This window comes from Shewanella sp. Arc9-LZ (assembly GCF_010092445.1).
Classification (GTDB): domain Bacteria; phylum Pseudomonadota; class Gammaproteobacteria; order Enterobacterales; family Shewanellaceae; genus Shewanella.
Genome location: NZ_CP048031.1, coordinates 2121559 through 2141381, shown reverse-complemented (window position 1 = coordinate 2141381; position 19823 = coordinate 2121559). Strand labels below are relative to the sequence as shown.

Annotated in this window: 14 protein-coding genes; 9 read left to right on the top strand and 5 right to left on the bottom strand. The window is 40.5% G+C overall.

Annotation, left to right across the window (positions count from 1 at the left end):
- The first annotated feature begins 77 nt into the window (after window positions 1-77).
- Window positions 78-2066 carry an alpha-amylase family protein gene (locus tag GUY17_RS09285; protein WP_254439892.1) on the top strand — a complete coding sequence of 663 codons (1989 nt, stop codon included), beginning with the start codon at window positions 78-80 and terminating at the stop codon, window positions 2064-2066.
- Window positions 2067-2170: 104 nt separating this feature from the next.
- Here the strand turns inward: GUY17_RS09285 and GUY17_RS09280 are convergent, their stop codons facing one another.
- Window positions 2171-3484 carry a coproporphyrinogen III oxidase family protein gene (locus tag GUY17_RS09280; RefSeq protein WP_162022954.1) on the bottom strand — a complete coding sequence of 438 codons (1314 nt, stop codon included), beginning with the start codon at window positions 3482-3484 and terminating at the stop codon, window positions 2171-2173.
- A 419-nt stretch (window positions 3485-3903) separates the two neighbouring features.
- Entirely contained in the window at window positions 3904-4146 is a 243-nt protein-coding gene (locus GUY17_RS09275) for a YecH family metal-binding protein (RefSeq protein WP_101087619.1), read from the bottom strand.
- Between the two features lie 333 nt (window positions 4147-4479).
- On the opposite strand from GUY17_RS09275, the gene GUY17_RS09270 reads away from it, so the two are divergent.
- The 6 genes from GUY17_RS09270 to GUY17_RS09245 all read left to right on the top strand — a co-directional run bounded on the left by GUY17_RS09270 (window position 4480) and on the right by GUY17_RS09245 (window position 15164).
- Window positions 4480-6690 carry a YfaP family protein gene (locus GUY17_RS09270; RefSeq protein ID WP_162022953.1) on the top strand — a complete coding sequence of 737 codons (2211 nt, stop codon included), beginning with the start codon at window positions 4480-4482 and terminating at the stop codon, window positions 6688-6690.
- Between the two features lie 235 nt (window positions 6691-6925).
- Window positions 6926-7522, top strand: a complete 597-nt coding sequence (gene trmY, locus GUY17_RS09265) for a tRNA (pseudouridine(54)-N(1))-methyltransferase TrmY (protein WP_162022952.1) — start codon at window positions 6926-6928, stop codon at window positions 7520-7522.
- Between the two features lie 223 nt (window positions 7523-7745).
- Entirely contained in the window at window positions 7746-9839 is a 2094-nt protein-coding gene (locus GUY17_RS09260; protein WP_162022951.1) for a glycoside hydrolase family 97 protein, read from the top strand.
- A 398-nt stretch (window positions 9840-10237) separates the two neighbouring features.
- Window positions 10238-11797: an MFS transporter gene (locus GUY17_RS09255; RefSeq protein ID WP_162022950.1), complete on the top strand. Its 1560-nt coding sequence runs from the start codon at window positions 10238-10240 to the stop codon at window positions 11795-11797.
- Between the two features lie 337 nt (window positions 11798-12134).
- Window positions 12135-14597, top strand: coding sequence for a glucan 1,4-alpha-glucosidase (locus tag GUY17_RS09250; RefSeq protein WP_162022949.1), 2463 nt, complete (start codon window positions 12135-12137; stop codon window positions 14595-14597).
- 171 nt (window positions 14598-14768) lie between these two features.
- Window positions 14769-15164 carry a DUF805 domain-containing protein gene (locus tag GUY17_RS09245; RefSeq protein ID WP_101087613.1) on the top strand — a complete coding sequence of 132 codons (396 nt, stop codon included), beginning with the start codon at window positions 14769-14771 and terminating at the stop codon, window positions 15162-15164.
- A 164-nt stretch (window positions 15165-15328) separates the two neighbouring features.
- Here the strand turns inward: GUY17_RS09245 and GUY17_RS09240 are convergent, their stop codons facing one another.
- Together GUY17_RS09240 and GUY17_RS09235 are read right to left on the bottom strand one after the other, a co-directional pair.
- On the bottom strand, window positions 15329-16261 hold the full coding sequence (locus GUY17_RS09240; RefSeq protein ID WP_162022948.1) for a DUF808 domain-containing protein: 933 nt from the start codon (window positions 16259-16261) through the stop codon (window positions 15329-15331).
- Window positions 16262-16478: 217 nt separating this feature from the next.
- The gene (locus GUY17_RS09235) at window positions 16479-17516 is read right to left on the bottom strand and encodes a LacI family DNA-binding transcriptional regulator (RefSeq protein ID WP_162022947.1); all 1038 of its coding nucleotides are present in this window, start codon (window positions 17514-17516) and stop codon (window positions 16479-16481) included.
- Between the two features lie 345 nt (window positions 17517-17861).
- On the opposite strand from GUY17_RS09235, the gene GUY17_RS09230 reads away from it, so the two are divergent.
- On the top strand, window positions 17862-18302 hold the full coding sequence (locus GUY17_RS09230) for a T6SS effector amidase Tae4 family protein (protein WP_082707333.1): 441 nt from the start codon (window positions 17862-17864) through the stop codon (window positions 18300-18302).
- A complete protein-coding gene (locus tag GUY17_RS09225) occupies window positions 18299-18706 on the top strand; it encodes a hypothetical protein (RefSeq protein ID WP_101087610.1) in 408 nt (135 codons plus the stop codon). The genes GUY17_RS09230 and GUY17_RS09225 overlap by 4 nt, the downstream gene beginning before the upstream one ends.
- Before the next feature lie 145 nt (window positions 18707-18851).
- On the opposite strand, the gene GUY17_RS09220 is transcribed toward GUY17_RS09225, so the two are convergent.
- Entirely contained in the window at window positions 18852-19562 is a 711-nt protein-coding gene (locus tag GUY17_RS09220; protein ID WP_101087609.1) for a DUF3334 family protein, read from the bottom strand.
- Window positions 19563-19823: the final 261 nt, after the last annotated feature.

Genomic DNA, 19823 nt, shown 5'->3' with positions numbered 1-19823 from the left:
TCAGTTATTTGACATTAAGGAGTGGTTCTATGTTCTTCAATAGAATCACTCTCATAAAAACAATAAAAGAGAGACTCATGCGCCCCATCACTAAACCGTTAGTAAGCCAACTTCGCCTACCTTCACCGACCCCAAAGGCATTGGTACTAGCCTGTATACTGAGGTTAGGATTAAGCGCTTGCCAACCCAATACCGTTGAACAAACTGATACAGCGGTAGAAATCGATAACGATAAGGCATCAGTTACTCAAACAAGTCAAACTGCTGCAGCAGGCAAACCTGTGGTATATCAAGTATTCACTCGTCTGTATGGCAACACCAATACTACCAACAAAGCTTGGGGAACTATTGCCGAAAATGGCGTAGGCAAATTCAGTGATTTTACCGATGTGGCATTACAAGATATAAAATCATTAGGCACCACTCACCTTTGGTATACCGGCGTACCACATCATGCGTTGGTCAATGACTATACGGCTTATGGCATTGGTAATGATGATCCTGATGTCGTCAAAGGCCGTGCGGGTTCACCTTATGCGGTAAAAGATTATTACAACGTTAATCCAGATTTAGCGGATAATCCAGCGACTCGATTAGCAGAATTCGAAGCATTAATCGACCGCACCCATGCCAATGGTATGCAAGTCATCATCGACATAGTGCCTAATCATGTCGCGCGCAATTATCATTCTATTTCAGCGCCAAAAGGCGAGCCAGACTTTGGTGCTAACGACGATAAAACTAACACCTATAGTAGACACAACAATTTCTATTATGTAGTCGGTGAAGACTTTCAAGTCCCACAAGCATCGGATGGTTATCTGCCATTAGGCGGCGAAACACATCCCCTCATCGACGCAAAGTTTGCCGAGTCACCGGCTAAATGGACCGGCAATAGCTCACGTTTAGCCAAGCCCGATGCCAACGATTGGTACGAAACCGTTAAAATAAATTATGGAGTCAAACCCGATGGTGGCCATGACTTCCCTGCTCTGCCAAAAGAATATGCAAACAAAAGCGCAGCCGAGCATTTAGCCTTTTGGCAAGCACAAGCGACTGATGATATTCCCGATTCATGGCGTAAGTTTGAGCACATTGCGCAATATTGGCTAGCCAAAGGCGTAGATGGTTTTCGCTACGACATGGCTGAAATGGTACCAGTAGAGTTTTGGAGCTACCTCAATAGCCACATCAAGCACACCAACCCAGATGCGTTTATTCTGGCTGAGGTGTATAACCCCGATTTATACCGCGATTATATTCATTTAGGTAAAATGGATTACTTGTACGACAAAGTCGATTTATATGACACCTTAAAAGCCATTATTCAAGGTAAAGCTAGCACTGCAGCCATTGCGACAATTCAAGCCAAAGTCAGTGACATCGATCAGCACATGCTGCATTTTTTAGAAAACCACGACGAACAACGCATCAACACCATCGAGTTTGCTGGCAATCCATTTAATGCCCTACCCGCCATGGTGATCTCTACAACCTTAAGTCGCTCACCCACCTTGCTGTATTTTGGCCAGGATGTTGGCGAACAAGGCGCTGAAAATGCAGGCTTTGGCCAACCGACTCGCACCAGTATTTTTGATTATATGGGCGTACCGGCTCATCAACGCTGGATGAACAACGGCAAGTTTGATGGCGGACAGTCCACAAGCGATGAAAAGACATTACGTGCTTATTATCAAACGTTATTAAACTTAAGCCACACTGCTACTGCGCTAAGCGGTGAGTACAGGGAACTCGATAGCCTACAACGCCAAAATAAGCTTAAAGGCTATGACGACAGCGTATTTGCTTTTAGCCGTTTTAACGAAGTACAGCAATTGATCATTGTCAGTAATTTCAGTCAAAGCCACAGCAAACAATTTACCCTTCAGTTGCCAAACACACTGATACAAACGTGGCAAATTAGCAGTAATAAAAAACTGACAGATTTGCTGAAAAGTACCCCACAGAATCAACAACTCATTTTACACAAAGATGGCAGCGCCAGTGTTGATATTGAATTAGCCCCTTTGCAGTCTGTTATTCTTAATGTCGCCAATAAGGCATAAACTGATACTTATAATTGTTTAGTTTATGTAAAAAAGTATCTCATTAAAAAGCCACAGATATGCTTATCTGTGGCTTTTTTAAACGTTTATCGCTAACGCACAGACTAAATATTCGGCATCGTTTCAATTGCGCTTAAGGGCAATCCACAGGCCTGTTCGCGTAAAAAATCCATTCCAGACAAAAAGCCTGAAAACATTTTTAGCGCTATAAACTGACCCTCAACCGTAGTGATATAATTATCACCCTGCTTATTCAGTGCTCCAGCTGAAATTAAAAAACTCATTTCTAACGGGAATGCGTGCCACAAAGACTTGCCGGTATAGGCTTTACATTGTCGATTGTCCAGTAAGCCGCAGCCCATCATCATCATTAAATAATGCTGTGACAGTGCCTTGGTTTTTAATGGTTTGGTATAACAAGTGCCGCTATGTCCTGCTTTGATACGGTTAATGTAATCTGGGATATTAAAACTGGAAATTCTAAATTGCTCCCCAAAGCGGCCAAATGCGCCTGAACCGACACCGAAGCAGTCTTCACCATCTAATACATATTTATGTTCAACTGGCTGACCAAAATTACGGCTAAAGGTCCACGGAAACTCCATAATATAGTGTTCAGCTAACGCTTGTTTTACCGCTAAAAACTGTGGCCATAACGCTTCAGGTTCGCCAGCAAGGCAACCGGCTTTTTTGCGATTTTTACCAATGCCAATGGTTAACGGATAAGTGGTAATTTGATCTGGACGTAAACGAATGGTTTGAGCCAAGTCGTTTGCCACCGTCTGCGGTGTTTGCATGGTAAAGCCATACATCATATCGAGATTAACCGTAGGGATAATCTCGATAGCGCGGCTAACATACTCAGCTTGTTGTAAACCGCTGCCAAATTTTTCAAAACGACCAACCGCTTTTAAAATCTTATCGTCAAAGCTTTGTATTCCAATCGACATTCGGTCGACCAAACCGTTAAGCAAATGCGGCTGACCATTTTTAAAGTAAATAGGATCGCTTTCACAAGTGACTTCACGTACTGATGTTAATGACTTAATCAACTCTATTGTTTTGATCAGCTCATCTTCTAAAATAGTTGTGGTGCCACCGCCGATATACACCCGATTAAAACGAAATCCTTTGGCAAGCACTTGGCGGATTTCTTGTCTCAGCGCCTTAAAGTATTCTCGGGCTACTGGTTCATTAAATTTAATTTTATGAAACGAGCAATAACGGCACAAGGTATGACAAAAAGGAATGTGGATATAAAGCGTTTCAATCGGCTTGTCTGGCACAATCAGCTGTTGTAATTCATCAAGTGCTACAGCATCTTGCAGATTTAATGAATGTCTTATGGTTTGGCCCATAACCCAGTCAAGGCTGCTTGTGGCAATATTCAACTTTGAGGACGAAAAGAATGTGTTCATGAGTTGGCCTTAGTCTTAGATACTGCCAATGGCATGAGTGTTTAAATCAGCAGAATGGGCTTCAGCCAATCCTGAGTATCTGCGTAAGTGTGCTATTTAACAGCGATTATTTGTGTGATATTAGATTGCGTGATTAAATTGCGTAATTAGAAAATCTATATTTATATGTATAACCACACCTTTACCTTTATCTACACAATACGAGCCTTCCTATTGTTAAAGTTTGATGTTGATCACATATTGAAATTCAAAGGTTCAAAGGGGATTGTGTGCTTAATTGGTGAAATGGATTTATCCGAGCCAGAAATCAACACTGAAGAGTTAGTGAGTGAAATTGAAGAGTGTATGGTAAATTATATTTACATTAGGCTTATCTAGAACCAACTAGTGCTAAGCCACATATTGTCATCTTGATTAATTTAGTGATTACAAATTTTATCTGCTGCTGTGGTAATACCGCCGTCACTGGGAATAAACTTACCTTTGCCCTCTAAAAACTCAATCAGCATCTCAGCGTCCATCTCTGTTGCAGAGCAAGTATGATAACGAGTATCTACACCAAATGTAGTTTGCATCATCATTTTAAGCTCTTGTTTTGTTAACGCTGAGCCGTGGGTTAGCATCATTTGCATAACTTGATGACCGTGAACTGATCCAGACATAGTATCTCCAATTAAAGATGTAATTTATTTGTACTTTATAACGTATTTTTTAGTTATAAATACCGATCTTACACACAAGATTTGAAAAATATCTTTCTTGTTGCCTGTATTAAAATTGATGCTGCTAACAGAATTATATAGCCATATTTGGCTTGCTATTAACATTTAACCTATACAAAAGTGTACGCTAATCGCTAATGCACATCACTTATGATTATTGATAAATCATTGTTTAATCGTCATTATCGCAACGAAATATGCAACTAAAGATCAACACCTTATGTTTAATATTTTAATGACTAGTTAACAATTATTGATTCATGGAGTAGGTAAATGGAATTAACAAACAAGTGGCGACTTTCTGTTGTTGCAACTGCACTTTCTTTTGTATTAACCGGATGTGGTTCATCTTCCGATGATGAAAATGAGGTGATTAAAAACATCGCACCGTTAATATCTTCTAGCGCTGTTGTCACTGCAATTGAAGATAGTGAATACCTGTATCAGCTAACCGTTACCGATCAAGACGATGCCAATGATGGTACGAATTTAACATTCAATTTAACCAATGCGCCAGATGGTATGGCCATTAACAATACAGGTCTGATTTCATGGACACCACTTGAAGGTGTATTAACGTCTGGGACAATCACGGTTACTGTGAGTGATGGTGGAGAAGACGAAACGCAACCTGCTGTACAGAACTTTGAAGTCTCTGTAACGCCTGTAAACGATGCCCCGGTTGTGTCTTCTATCGCGGCGCAAAGTGTAGATTCAGGCTCGACATTTACCTACCAATTAGTCGTTTCTGATGTAGACGATTCTGACACTGAAAATGACATTAACTTTGAACTAATTGCCGGACCAAATGGTTTATTGATTAGTCCTTCTGGCTTAATAACTTATACATCTTCCGTATATGAAACAACATCAACCGATATTTCTGTACAAGTTACTGACGGTGGTGAAAATGGCGTTGCGCCAATTCAAGTTAGTTTCAATTTAAATGAAAAGTTTTTCTATACTATTTCTGGTACCACGATTAACTATTTTAATGGTGAAGTCATTCCAGAAAGTGTCGTGAATTTATCTAATGGTAACCTAGTTGTTAATACAGTAACTGCTGATGCTGAAGGCTTATTTTCAGCAAAAATCCAAGATATTCAATTAAGTGACAGATTGACTCTTGTGGCTGATGCGACAAATTATTCTGAAGCTGCGTTGAGTATTTCAAGAAATGAGCTAACCCAAGAACACAATTTACTATTACAACCTGTTCATGCATCAATTAGTTTTGATGCGACTCAAGTATCTGAGCTAGCTGTTGATGGTAATGTGCTTGTTACTTTGCCTGAAAACAGCCTTGTTGATTTAAATGGTAACCTTGTATCTTCAGCCGTTGTAGCTGAACTAACCGTCATTAACCCGGCTATTGATATTGAAATGATGCCAGGTGATATGCTCACAACAAACAGTGCCAACGAAATTGTGCCAATAGAATCATTTGGTGCAATTACAGTTAGTTTTGTTGATAGTGCAGGTAACAAGCTACAACTCGCTCCAAACAAAGTCGCGCAAATTCATATACCTGTAGCAGGTACTACTCCCCCCTCAACGATACCGCTTTATTATTTCGACACCACGTCAGGTTTATGGATCGAAGAAGGTGAAGCGCAATTAGTTTCAGTCAACGGTGAATCATTTTATCAAGGTAATGTTAGTCATTTCACTACTTGGAATGCTGATATGATTTACGACACCATTATGGTAAATGGTTGTGTGGAAGATGAAGATGGTAATTTGTTAAATGGTGCTCGCGTTATTTCAGACGGACGTGATTACTTGGGGCGCTCACTCACATTCTCTATCGATGATGGCACATTTAGCATCCCAGTTAAGCGTCATTCTACCGTTTTACTTGGCGCCACTATCGGATTTCAAAGCCGAACATCTATTATTAACACGTTTGAAGAGGACATCACCTTAGCAGAGTGTTTAGTGCTATCTGAAGCGTTAACTAAAATAACCTTGAACTGGGGTGAAGCACCAAGAGATTTAGACTCACATCTCTATATTACTGATACTGAAGGTAATGAAAGCCATGTGTATTATGCCAATTCAGAAGTCACCCTTAATGAAACCATCATCTATTTAGATGTTGATGATGTAACAAGTTATGGGCCTGAAGTGATTTCAATTCCTCAGTTTCCTGTCGAAGGTAGATACGATTACTACGTGAAAAATTTCTCTGGCTCACCTGACATTGACCCGGCTACAACACGTGTTGAATTTATATTTAATAATGAACAACGCATATTTAGCCCACCAACAGTTGGTATTACAGAGTGGTGGTATGTAGCCAAAATTGAAAAAGGTGCTGATGGTCAATTATTGTTCACCTCAATTAATGAATGGATAGATGAACCGCAATCAGTGACGCCGCAATCATCACAAGGAATACAATCGGTGGTTCCGATCAAACAAATTGAATCAATTGTTAAAGGCATGATTAGTAGTAAGTATTACGATAGCCAGACCAAGTAAATACTCCAGAGGGATTAAGCCACAAATTTAATCCCTTTTTTATTAATTATTCAATTAACTACATAGCCGTAACTAATAAATAACTTGAATCTGCGCTACTCATTTTTTCAGTCATTAATAGCGTTACAGCGGGCCTTTAAACTGTGATAATAGACATTATATTAGGCTTTAACTGATTGATTATTCGACTACGTTATCCGCTTCATGTTTAATTTACCTCTAATAGGATTTCCCCATGCGCGCTTTTGTAGTTCGAGCCAGAGCAGCTCCCGTTGATAGCCAACAATTTTTGGCAGGTATTGGTCAATCGGCCCACACTGAAATTTTAGCTCACACTTTGATGAATACCATTTTTGTCGCCCAATCACATCGCGACGATGTAGTGGTGTATTTAGTGTTAGAAAGCACCCTCGATTTTTCTCGCACCATCTGTTTCCGTTCAAGTGAGTTAGGTCATATTGGCGGCTTCCATGAGCAAAACTTAACCCATAAAATTGCTAAAGCTTTAACGACATCTAAAGGCATGGCGAAAGAACAGTTACGTGAAGTTGAAGCAGGTATCACAGTGCGCACTGTGAGTTTTGAAAAACTGGTGCAAGAGTTAGCGGAAGATTATCAGCTGTATATGTTAGAGAAAAAAGGCACCCCAGTACGTGATATCGAGTTTGCTGCTAACCCGTGTTTTTTACTGACCGATCATATTCCTATGCCGAAAAAGAGCTTTAACAGTCTTAAACGCCTGGGTACCCAGCACATAAACTTGGGGCCCAAAATGTTGTTTGCATCACAATGCGTGGTGTTAATACACAATGAATTAGACATGAGATTGTAAATTAATACGATTGCGTAAAGGATAAAGTGTTGGTGAACAATGTCTGAGTCAAGTAATCAACCCTGAGCCAATCATTGTTCGTGGGGTAATAAAATTGTTGCGTAATTTCACTTCAAGCACTTGCTTGGCACACTGAATACGTATGCAAATCTTTGCTGTATAAACGAAAAGCGTCATATATTACTTGTTCTAAAGATAAAATAATAATCAACAAGGACATACTATGGCGCGCGTTTTATTTAACGGAGCAAATCCGCTATCCACACAGTCACACTTTGCACTTAATGTTATCGCAGTAGCTTGTGCTGTCGCGTTATCAACCATTCCCAGTATCGCTCAAGCTAAAACCATTAATGTCGCCTCGCCTGACAAGCACATCAACATCAGCTTGACCGATGATAATGGCCGTCCTGAATACCAAGTAAAATTTAATGACAATATTGTTATTAACCCAAGTAAATTAGGGTTGGTATTTCAACAGTTAGGTGAATTAGGTACTGATTTTAACATTAAACATGTGACTAACAGCAGCGTAGACCAAACATGGCAGCAACCTTGGGGTGAACGTGAAAATATCCGCGATCATTACAACCGCGTGGTCGCCACCCTGAGTAACGGCAAAATTGACTTTGATATCGAATTTAAAGCGTTTAATGATGGTATTGGCTTTCGTTACCTAGTGCCAAAACAAACCGGGTTGGCTAACACACCAAAACTCGATATTACCGATGAATTGACTGAATTTTCCATCCCAGATCCACAACACACAACCGCATGGTGGATCCCCGGGCGCGGCTGGAACCGATACGAATATTTATACCGTACAACCTCACTTGATAAAATCGACCGAGCCCACACACCTATGACTTTTAGAACGGCTGATGGCGTGCATTTAAGCATCCATGAAGCCGCCCTCACCGATTATGCCGCAATGGTGCTTAATCAAGGGCGTGACGGTATTTTACGTGCTGATTTAACCCCCTGGTCGGATGGTATTCGAGTGAAGACTCAACCTGGCTTTTCAACACCTTGGCGTACGATTCAAATTGCTAAAGATGCCCCAGGTTTACTTAACTCAGATCTTATCCTTAATCTTAATGAACCCAATAAACTAGGTGATGTGTCTTGGGTGCAACCGGGTAAATACGTCGGCATTTGGTGGGGAATGCACCTCAATGAAAACACCTGGGGAAGCGGCCCTAAGCATGGTGCGACCACCAGCGAAACTAAGCGTTATATGGACTTTGCCGCCCAATATGGGTTTGATGGGGTATTGGTTGAAGGTTGGAATGAAGGCTGGGATGGTAGTTGGTTCGATAACGGCGACGTGTTTAGCTTTACTAAAGCTTATCCTGATTTTGACATTGATGAGATAACTCAATATGGACACAGTAAAAATGTCCGTTTAATTGGCCATCATGAAACCTCTGGTTCAGTCACTAATTACCGAAATCAAATGAGTGATGCTTATGATTTATATCAAAAACATGGCGTGACTCACGTTAAAACCGGTTACGTAGCAGACGGTGGTGACATTAAGCGCGTTGATGAAAATGGTATCGTGCGCCATGAATGGCACGACGGCCAATTTATGGTTAACGAATATCTACATAGCGTTACCGAAGCCGCAAAACGTGGTATTAGCATTAATACTCACGAGCCGATTAAAGATACCGGTTTACGTCGTACTTACCCAAATTGGATAGCACGCGAAGGCGCTCGAGGCCAAGAGTTTAATGCATGGGGAAGCCCACCTAATACTCCAGAACATACAGCAATTCTACCTTATACCCGTATGCTGGCTGGGCCGATGGACTTCACCCCTGGGATCTTTAATTTAGCGCCTGAAGGTCTAGATGCGGTTAACCGCGTAAAAACCACACTCACAAAGCAATTAGCCTTGTATGTCGTGTTGTACAGCCCTATTCAAATGGCTGCAGACTTACCGCGTAACTATGTGCAACGTCTCGATGCCTTCCAGTTTATTCAAGATGTACCAACAGATTGGAGCGACAGTATCGCCCTTGCAGGTGAAGTTGGCGACTATGTTGCCTTTGCAAGAAAACAGCGCGGTGCAGAAGACTGGTATCTAGGCGCATTAACAGATGAAGAATCACGGAAATTGACGCTAAAATTAGACTTCCTCACGCCAGGGAAACGCTACCAAGCCCAAATTTATCGTGACGGTGATAAAGCGGATTGGCTAACAAACCCTTATGATTACGTGATTGAAACCAAAATCGTTACTGCAAAAGACGCGCTGACACTTAACCTCGCAGCCAGTGGGGGTACCGCGATTCGTTTTAAAGCTTTGTAACGCTAGAATGTTACATAAGTGTTCGCATTAGGTTGCTCACAAAGCATGAATACGTATGTAGTCAGTTGTACCAAGAACAAGCTCGAGGATACTATAAAACATGCTATTTCGTTTCTAATTGCAGGATGGAATGGTTTAGGTCGTTTCTGGTGTGTCTTCGGCCATGGAGACCATCAGCTTTAGAGTACCTTGATTAACTTTATCCACTGATTATTTGACGAAAGTCGCTAATGGATAAAGCGTAGGTTTTGGCGAATACCCGTCTTAGGGAGATGCGTATTCGCCATTTTTTTAACTATTAATATGTAACGTAGCCAACGTAATGGTTACCAACGAATTCGCCATAAGCAATAAAATTAAAAGAAGTAAGCACAACGACTTACCAAAAAGGATGTCACATGTCTGACAATAATTATAAAAACGTCACCCAACAACCGCAGCTTAATTTTTGGCAAATCTTCAATATGTGTTTTGGATTTTTGGGGATCCAATTTGGTTTCGCACTGCAAAACGCCAATGTCAGCCGTATCTTTCAAACTCTAGGAGCATCCATTGATGATATTCCCATTTTATGGATTGCCGCACCGCTCACGGGTCTCATAGTACAACCTATCATCGGCTATTTAAGTGACAATACTTGGAATAGCCTTGGCCGTCGTCGCCCCTATTTTTTAATTGGCGCCATACTAACCACCTTGTCGCTATTTATCATGCCGCATTCACCTACTTTATGGATTGCTGCGGGTATGTTGTGGATTATGGATGCCTCAATCAATATCGCCATGGAGCCGTTTCGCGCTTTTGTCGGCGATAATCTTCCCAAAAACCAGCGTACCCAAGGCTATGCAATGCAGAGCTTTTTCATTGGTATTGGTGCGGTGGTGGCATCTGCCTTGCCATATATTTTAACCAATGTATTTGATGTCGAAAATACCGCCCCAGCGGGCGAAATTGCCGACTCTGTACGCTATGCATTTTACTTTGGTGGCGCGGTACTAATGCTGGCCGTGGGTTGGACAATTATTTCAACCAAAGAATATTCTCCAGAGCAATTAGCTGAATTTCATCAACAAGACACCACTGACGCACAAGACACTAACGTCAATACGCGTACAGCCAAACAATATCAAAATGGTGCGATTATATGGATGGCGATTGGCGCCATTTTCACTCTCGCAATTGTAAGCCTAGACCTAGATAAGCAACTTTATATTTTAAGTTTGGGTATTTTTACCTTCGGACCGCTGCAACTTTACTGCTCGCGTAAGTTAGCCAAACTGTCAAACAATAACGCTGAATCGTCAGCAACACGCGACGGCTTAGGCATGACGTTTAATGTTGTCGATGATTTGTTTCATATGCCTAAAGCCATGCGTCAGCTAGCACTGGTACAGTTTTTTGCTTGGTTTGCGCTATTTGCAATGTGGATTTACACCACAGCGGCCGTTACTTCGTACCATTACGGCACCACTGATGTGGTATCACAAGCCTATAATGATGGTGCAGATTGGGTCGGTATCTTATTCGCGTCATATAACGGCTTTGCTGCAATTGCTGCGATTATTATTCCGTTTCTAGCCAAAGCTGTCGGCATTAAACTCACCCATACCATCAACATGTTTATTGGCGGTGCGGGTCTCATCAGCTTTATGTTTATTGAAAACCCTAACCTGTTGTGGATACCAATGATTGGCGTCGGTTTTGCCTGGGCATCTATTCTATCGGTACCTTACGCCATGTTGTCTGGTGTATTACCCCCGAAAAAAATGGGCGTTTACATGGGAATTTTTAACTTCTTCATCGTAATTCCACAACTGTTAGCGGCCAGTATTCTTGGCTTATTGCTTAAGGTATTTTTTGATGGACAACCAATTTACGCGTTAGTACTAGGCGGGATATTTATGATGTTGTCGGGCATTGCGGTGTTATTTGTCGATCAAGACAAGCAAACACAATAAGGATTACCAGTCTTTGTCACTGGTAACTAGGGTCTGTTGATCTTTGCAGGTTAAATTTTGTTCGAGATAAAAACGTTTTAATCGAGGCGAGCGGATTGCTGCCTAGCAATCTAAGCTACTTTTACTTAACGAAGAGTAACTCAACAAAGAGTAAAACGTTTTTAGCCGAACCCTTCGGGCAGCGTTTGTTGGTCATTTTTACTGCGTTATCGACTTTTTATGTAGAATAACTACACCACAAAGTCTCTGCCTTGTACAAATGACCAACAATTCGCTGCAAAAACAACCTTAAAAGATCAACAGGCCCTAGATTAAGATTATTATTTTGGGGAATTCCATGTTAAAACCACATTTACTCACGCATCGCAGCATCATAGCGAAAGCTGTTACGACCAGCATGATGGCTCTAGCCTTAAGTGCGTGCTCACCAGCTGATACTCAAGTAAACACACAAGCTCAAGTTGTTAACGTCGCACCCGGTACGCCAGGCACAGAACCTACTTGGGCTTTCTCAGGAAAAACTGGCATAGGCACATCTTACGAGCCCTATGTTAACGGCCATTATCAAGACACAGCTGCAAACCCTGTCAGTAAAGTGTGGTTTTCGATAGCTCAAGGCGTATTAACCGAAACCATGTTTGGCCTTATTCACAATGCCCAGCTTAAAGAACTGCAATTTATTATCTCTGGCAATGGCTTTGTCGATACTGAAAAAGACCACACTATCAGCACTATTGAGTATTTAGATACCGATGATATGGGACGACCATTATCGCTGGCTTATAAAGTCATTAATAAAGATGTTGAAGGTAAATACCAAATAGAAAAACATATTTTTACCGATCCCGATAGAAATAGCTTGATGATGAAAGTCACCTTTACTGCTTTTGAGGCTGGCATTACGCCACACCTTTATGTCAATCCGCACATTGATAACAGTGGTTCAAATGACATTGCTAGTGTTGAAGGCCAATCGCTAGTGGCTTACACCAGCGACACTAATTCAACGGTAATGACCGTTAAAACAGATGTTGATTTTGTCGCTGCAAGCGCTGGGTTTGTCGGCACATCAGATGGTATTGTCGATTTACAAGATAACGGTAAACTTGACTCTCATTACCAAACCACTAGCGACACCAATCAAGGCGGCAACGTCGCCCTAACCGCACAATACCCTACCCTCACCAATGCTAATGACAGCCTAAGCTTTAATTTGGTTATTGGTTTTGGTAAAGACAAAGCAAGCAGCTTAGCCACCACTCAAGCGACATTAGATGCGGGTTATGACGCCGTTAAACAAGCGTATTTAGGCGACGATAAACATCTTGGCTGGAAAGATTACTTAGCCTCGCTGAAGCCATTAAATGACATGAGCAGCAACACTACAGATAACGGTAAATTACTCTATGCCAGCGCCTTAGTGTTAAAAGCTCAAGAAGATAAAACCCATGCTGGTGCGTTAATCGCATCACTTTCAAATCCTTGGGGCGACACCGTTTCAGCTAAAGTCGGTAGCACAGGCTATAAAGCCGTATGGCCACGTGATTTTTACCAATGTGCAATGGCATTTTTAGCCATGGGCGATATTCAAACACCAAAAGTGGCTTTTGAATATTTAAAGCAGGTTCAAGTTCAACAACAAACACCTGGTTTTGCAGGTACTCCTGGATGGTTTTTACAGAAAACCCATGTCGATGGTGAAATTGAATGGGTTGGCGTGCAGTTAGATCAAACCGCTATGCCAATCATGCTCGGCTGGAAACTGTGGCAAGCAGGTGTGCTTAGCGATGCAGAAATAATCCAATGGTATAACGACATGCTTAAACCAGCCGCTGACTTTTTAGTTAAAGGCGGCAAAGTAAAACTGGATTGGAATGACACTGAAATTAACCCTCCTAGTACCCAACAAGAACGCTGGGAAGAGCAAGCAGGATTTTCTCCATCCACAACTGCAGCCGTAATTGCGGGTTTAGTGGCTGCCAGTGATATCGGAGCGCTAGCCAAAGATGAACAAGCACCTGAATATGCCGATTTAGCGCGTAAGCTACAAAGTCAGCTCGAAACAACGATGGTCACCACCACTGGCTTATTAGGTGAAACAGATGCCAAAGGTAAAGTTGCACCTTATTATGTGCGCATTAGCCCAAATGGTAACCCTAATAACACCGATAAGCTCATCGATAACAATGGTAAACCTGGTTTAGATCAGCGCATGATCCTCGATGGTGGTTTTTTAGAATTAGTCCGTTATGGTGTGGTTAACGCCCAAGACCCTGTTATTAAAAACAGCGTCATGCTAATAGACAACCAAGGTCTTGAAGATAACTTACGAGTTAAATACCTATTTACCGCCAAAGATGGCAGTAAAGTACCAGGATACCGCCGCTATGGTAACGATGGATATGGTGAAGACACTGTCACAGGTCTTAGCTACGCTGAAAAAGGCGACACCGAAAATCAACGAGGTCGAGTATGGCCTTTCTTTACCGGTGAACGCGGTCATTACGAATTAGCCTTAGCAAAAGCGAATGACACCTTAACCCCTGACACGAAGAAAGTATTAATCAATACCTATGTTCAAGGCATGGAAACCTTTGCTAACCAAGGGTTAATGTTGCCAGAGCAAGCTTGGGACGGCGTAGGCAACGCGACTCGTTATAATTACAAAATGGGCCAAGGTACCAACTCAGCAACACCGCTAGCGTGGACCCATGCTGAATACGTTAAATTGGTGCGTTCGATGACCGATGAAAAAGTATGGGACTTTTACCCTGTTGTACAACAAACACTCGCTAAATAGCACTGTATTAATCGCAGTATATTGATGGCATTATTATTAGCTTGTTCAATAAGCCGTTGTGACTCACAACGGCTTTATTTTTTGTGTGTATGTTGAATAAACCTTGTTAATTCAACACTATCTTGTTACAAATACACCGGATTAATAAAAGTTAACGTTAAGGAACAACAAATGGATTGGTATGTAAAAGTATTGAAGCAGTATTTTGATTTTAGCGGCCGTGCACGTCGTAAAGAATACTGGATGTTTGGATTAATCAGTGCGGTGATCAGTATCGTACTGACGCTATTAGACATGGGTGTCGGTTTTTACAGCGACGTCTACGGTGCAGGGGTATTAAGCTCAATTTATTCACTCGCCATCATGATCCCAAGTATCGCTGTGAGTGTCCGTCGTTTACACGACACAGACCATTCTGGTTGGTGGTTATTATTGATATTTATTCCATTGCTTGGCATATTAATTTTACTGGTTGTGATGTGCTTTAACAGTAAAGATGACAACGAATATGGGCCAAATCCAAAAACAGTACCAAATCCAGACAGTCCCGATAATTTAACGGTTTAGTCCTAAGAGACTGATTAACATCGTCGTTATCGTCAATACCACGAAAAAAGCATAGTCATGGACTATGCTTTTTTCGTATGTTTTTACCCATCATTGCTTACCACAACAAATACTTGGATTAACTAACTTTTTGCTGGCATTAACTAGTTTTTTGCAGGCAGTAACTAATCTTTTGCAGGCAGTAACTTGGTCACACCGTTCATCAATAATACCGCCAAACCACCAGCAACAACACCAAATAGTGCATTCAACACGCTTGGGGTTAATAGCCCTAAAACGTCACCAACAAGACTCACCTGGCTAACCAGCGTTTCTGCATGCACAATCCATTCAGATACCACATGAATTCCGTGAGTTAAAATACCGCCACCGACCATAAACATGGCAATAGTGCCGACAAATGTCAGGACCTTCATTAAGTAAGGGGCAGCAGATACTAATCCTAAACCCAATTTATGCCCTATTCCACTTGGCTTACGCTGAGCCAGAAACAAACCAAGATCATCGATTTTAACAATCCCTGCTACTAAACCGTATACCCCTACCGTAATCACAATGGCAATCACACATAAGGTTAAAAATTGCCCCATTAGATCCATGTGTGCAGCCACACCTAAACTAATAGCGATGATCTCAGCCGATAAGACAAAATCGGTACGAATAGCCCCTTTTATTTTTTCTTTTTCGAATGCGGCTAAATCTTCGATATCCGCTTTTGCTTTGGCGACTACCGCATCGTCATCAATCACAGGAGCACGCTTATGTGTTAGTGAATGATAGACTTTTTCAAAGCCCTCATAACATAAAAACAAACCACCAAACATTAATAAAGGCGTTATAGCCCATGGAATAAATGCGCTGATCAGCATGGCCATCGGCACTAAAATCACTTTATTTTTAAATGATCCCATCGCCACCGCAAATACCACAGGCAGTTCACGATCAGAAGCAACACCCGACACTTGTTGTGCATTTAAGGCTAAATCATCACCCAGAACGCCCGCAGTTTTGCGTGCAGCCACTTTACTCATTGCCGCCACATCATCCAGAATAGTCGCAATATCATCTAATAGGGTTAATAAACTGGCACCGGCCATAAAAAACTTATCCTTTAAAAAACAATTGAATAGCAGGAATTACACACATATTTGAAAGCGATTTAATGATATGAGCACGTAAGTTGTTACTGTAAAATAAGTGTTCTTAACTCAGAGCATTAGTTTGCCAAGCTTCTGTAAATAAACAAAAATAGCACTACATAAAGTATTCAATGCACTTAATATCAATTATCTAATTATCTAATTATCTAATTATCTAATTATCTTCAACATTTGCACCACATGAACTACGCACCACTAAATGGGTCTTGATTAATCGCTGGCTAACTTCTTGACCACGGATTAACTTCAACACACTTTCGACAAGTATTTCACCTGCGAACTGAGTATCTTGCTTTATGGTTGTTAACGCCGGATTGGCAAAACTGGCCACTGGAATATCATCGTATCCCACTACAGCAACTTGATCTGGCACTACAACACCGCGCTTTTTCAATGCACGAACCGCCCCTATCGCAATAAGATCACTCGCAGTAAAAATAGCATCAAATGTCACGCCGCTATCTAATAATACGTTGGCGGCATTATAGCCAGAGGCTTCGGTATTAATAGCGTCATGCTGTAACTGTTTGTCGGCTTCGATACCGGTAGATTTTAAAGCATCAACATGACCTAAATACCTGTCGCGAAATTCAGGGCTGCGACTTGACGAGTCACCTAAAAACGCAATGTGTTTATGCCCTAACCCGAGCAAATGCTCCGTGGCCACAAAACCACCTTGATGATTATCGCAACCAATAGACAACACCGCTTTATTGTTATGCTCAGCTCCCCAGATAACAAAGTGAGTATTTTTTTCGATAAGCTTATCAAGTTTATGGGCATAATCCATATAATCGCCATAACCTAATAAAATAATACCATCGGCTTTATTGCTGTCTTCATAATCTGCATGCCAATCCGTTGAAAGCTGCTGAAATGACACCAATAAATCATAACCTTGACGGGCGGTTGCTCGAGTAATCGAACCCAGCATAGAGAGAAAAAATGGGTTGATCATCGACTCATCGTTAGTAGGATCTTCACAAATTAGCAATGCTAACGTATGGCTATTTTGCATGCGTAAGTTACTGGCATTTTTATCGACTTTATAATTGAGTTCTTTTGCAATGGCTTGAATACGCTGCCGCGTTTCTAAATTTACCAACGGACTGTTTCTTAACGCGCGAGACACAGTCGATTGCGACACGCCTGCACGGTAAGCTATATCAATAGAAGTCGCTTTAGATGTCATTTCTCTGCATCGCCTTTAGTTAATGGGTGAAGGTTTGAAACTGAAAGTACCCACATTTGCTTTTAATAATGATTTAAAAAAATAGTTAGCCTCTACTATTATGAAATTTATAAATATTGTAGTTTATTCACTTAAAATATTTATTCATAATTCTATCATTTCATAGTAATGAGCCAACTTAAGCTAGCTGAATACGTAAATGGGGGTAGTTAACTACATCATTTACTTTGGTTTTAGGTATCTATTATCATATGTTAAGTTAAGTTATCAGTAATTACTATGGGTAATTTTTTTAACATTAAGAAGGTGGTATTGTTAATTATTCATTTAAAAGGACTTAGTAACATGCTTATTCAATTTAATAAATTATGGGTTAACCATCCTTATCCCAGCAACCCTTGCGACAAAACATTATTCGCTAATCAATGTGCTATCCGTATGGGTGTGTCATTAGAAGCGTCTGGAATCGATATTTCATCTTTTGATAAAATGTATCCTCAACGTCGCTGTTATCCTGGTTTAAAACATACACCAAGGCATATCCTTGCTGCACAAGAACTTGCAAATTGGATTGACTCTGCTAGCTGTACATTTGTTGGTAACAAACAAGTCCTTAAAAACGATGCTCTATCTGTTTTAAAAGATAAAAAAGGCATTGTTTTTATAATGAATGGTTGGGGAAATACTGATCATATTGATTTATGGGATGGTGAATATTTAAAGGCTGGAGATCCTGACTGGCTTAATTTAGGAGAGCAAATATGGTTCTGGGAAATGTCAGCATGATTCGACCATTTGGTTTACTCGGATCATTATTGTTAATGTCATGTGCTAACGCTCATGTCAGTTTGAACGATGATTCAGGGCAATGCGTTTTCGATAAAGATACTCAACATATTTCTTTACAACTAAAAACACCATGTTCTCTCGTAAAGGTTAATGACGATGGGCGTTATTTTTATCAATACAATAATGTGAAAGTTTATATTGTTGCTGGTGCGCCTGCAGCTTTAGATGAACTCAAAAGATGGCAAGTGAAAGCGATTGATAAATGCTCATTACAATCACAAGCAGTGTTTATCACTGATGGCAAGATGACTGTTTCAACTGTAAGAGATAAAGGGTTAACGTGTCCAACAATTGGCCTAGATGAAAAGGTCTACCGTCACTTCTTAAATAATAAACAATAAATTTTTCTGGTAATAAGATTCTAACGCTATAAGTTGAATGTCTTTAAAGAGCTTCAATAAAGAAATTAACAACCAAGATGGCCAAAATCGAGAGAAACAACCAAGATGAATTGCTTATTTGGTTATGTCTCTCAATCTGCATTACTTATAATCCAAGTTCACTAAGCAAGTCATCTGCGTCATCGACAACAATGCCTTTAATATTGGGATCATTTAATACATCTTTTGATTTTACAGTGCTGACTTGCGCTGTTTTACCATGAGTTTCAATTAACGAGTCCAAATCAAACTCTTCGTCCATTTCAAAGTCTGCTGATCGTATAAACTCAGTTTTATCCATGGCGAATTCAAGATAAAAAATATGATTATTTTCAGTCTTAAATGACACTCGTCTGGCAACTGCATTATCGAGGTTTGTATCGATAGAAATAGTTAACTCTTTATTGATAACCAACATTTTAGGTTGGCTTTGGCTAATTGATGTTTGCAATTCTTTCGATATTTTACCAATAAAATCACCCAAAATTTGGTTCATTAATTCGCCCATAACATTACTGACATCATCAGAAGTATGTGAAAACGCGAGTTCTGTTTCAGGCATGCCCATGTTGATCATATAGCGGCGATAAATTTCAATAGCCGCAGCAGCTGAAAAATTGATAACAACTAAACCTGAAAAGCCGCCGTCGAAAATGGAAAAACACGCCAAATCAGGCTTTAAACGGGTACGAGAAATACTTTGAACCATCCCAGCATGACTAATATGGCTCGCACTAGTGCTAGACAGAACATGAGAAACAGAATGACAAAGTTTAAGTAAAATGTCGTCATTTTTGACTGTAGAAGATGAATTCATAACGTAGGTACCTTATCCATTAATTAAGCTAATCTTGCGGGTAAATCAAAAAAAAATCAAAATTAAAACAATCGATTAGCATGTTAATTAACCAATCAAACTTAATGGTACACTAATCATTTGATAATCAATAATTTTTTACAAATAAACACATTCAATTAACAAATGTAAAAATCAGCTGTTTGCTCACAAAAACAATCTTTCAAGCTTGTGTTTTTTCATATTTTCATTATAATCGCACAACTTTGTATGGATTGTTTG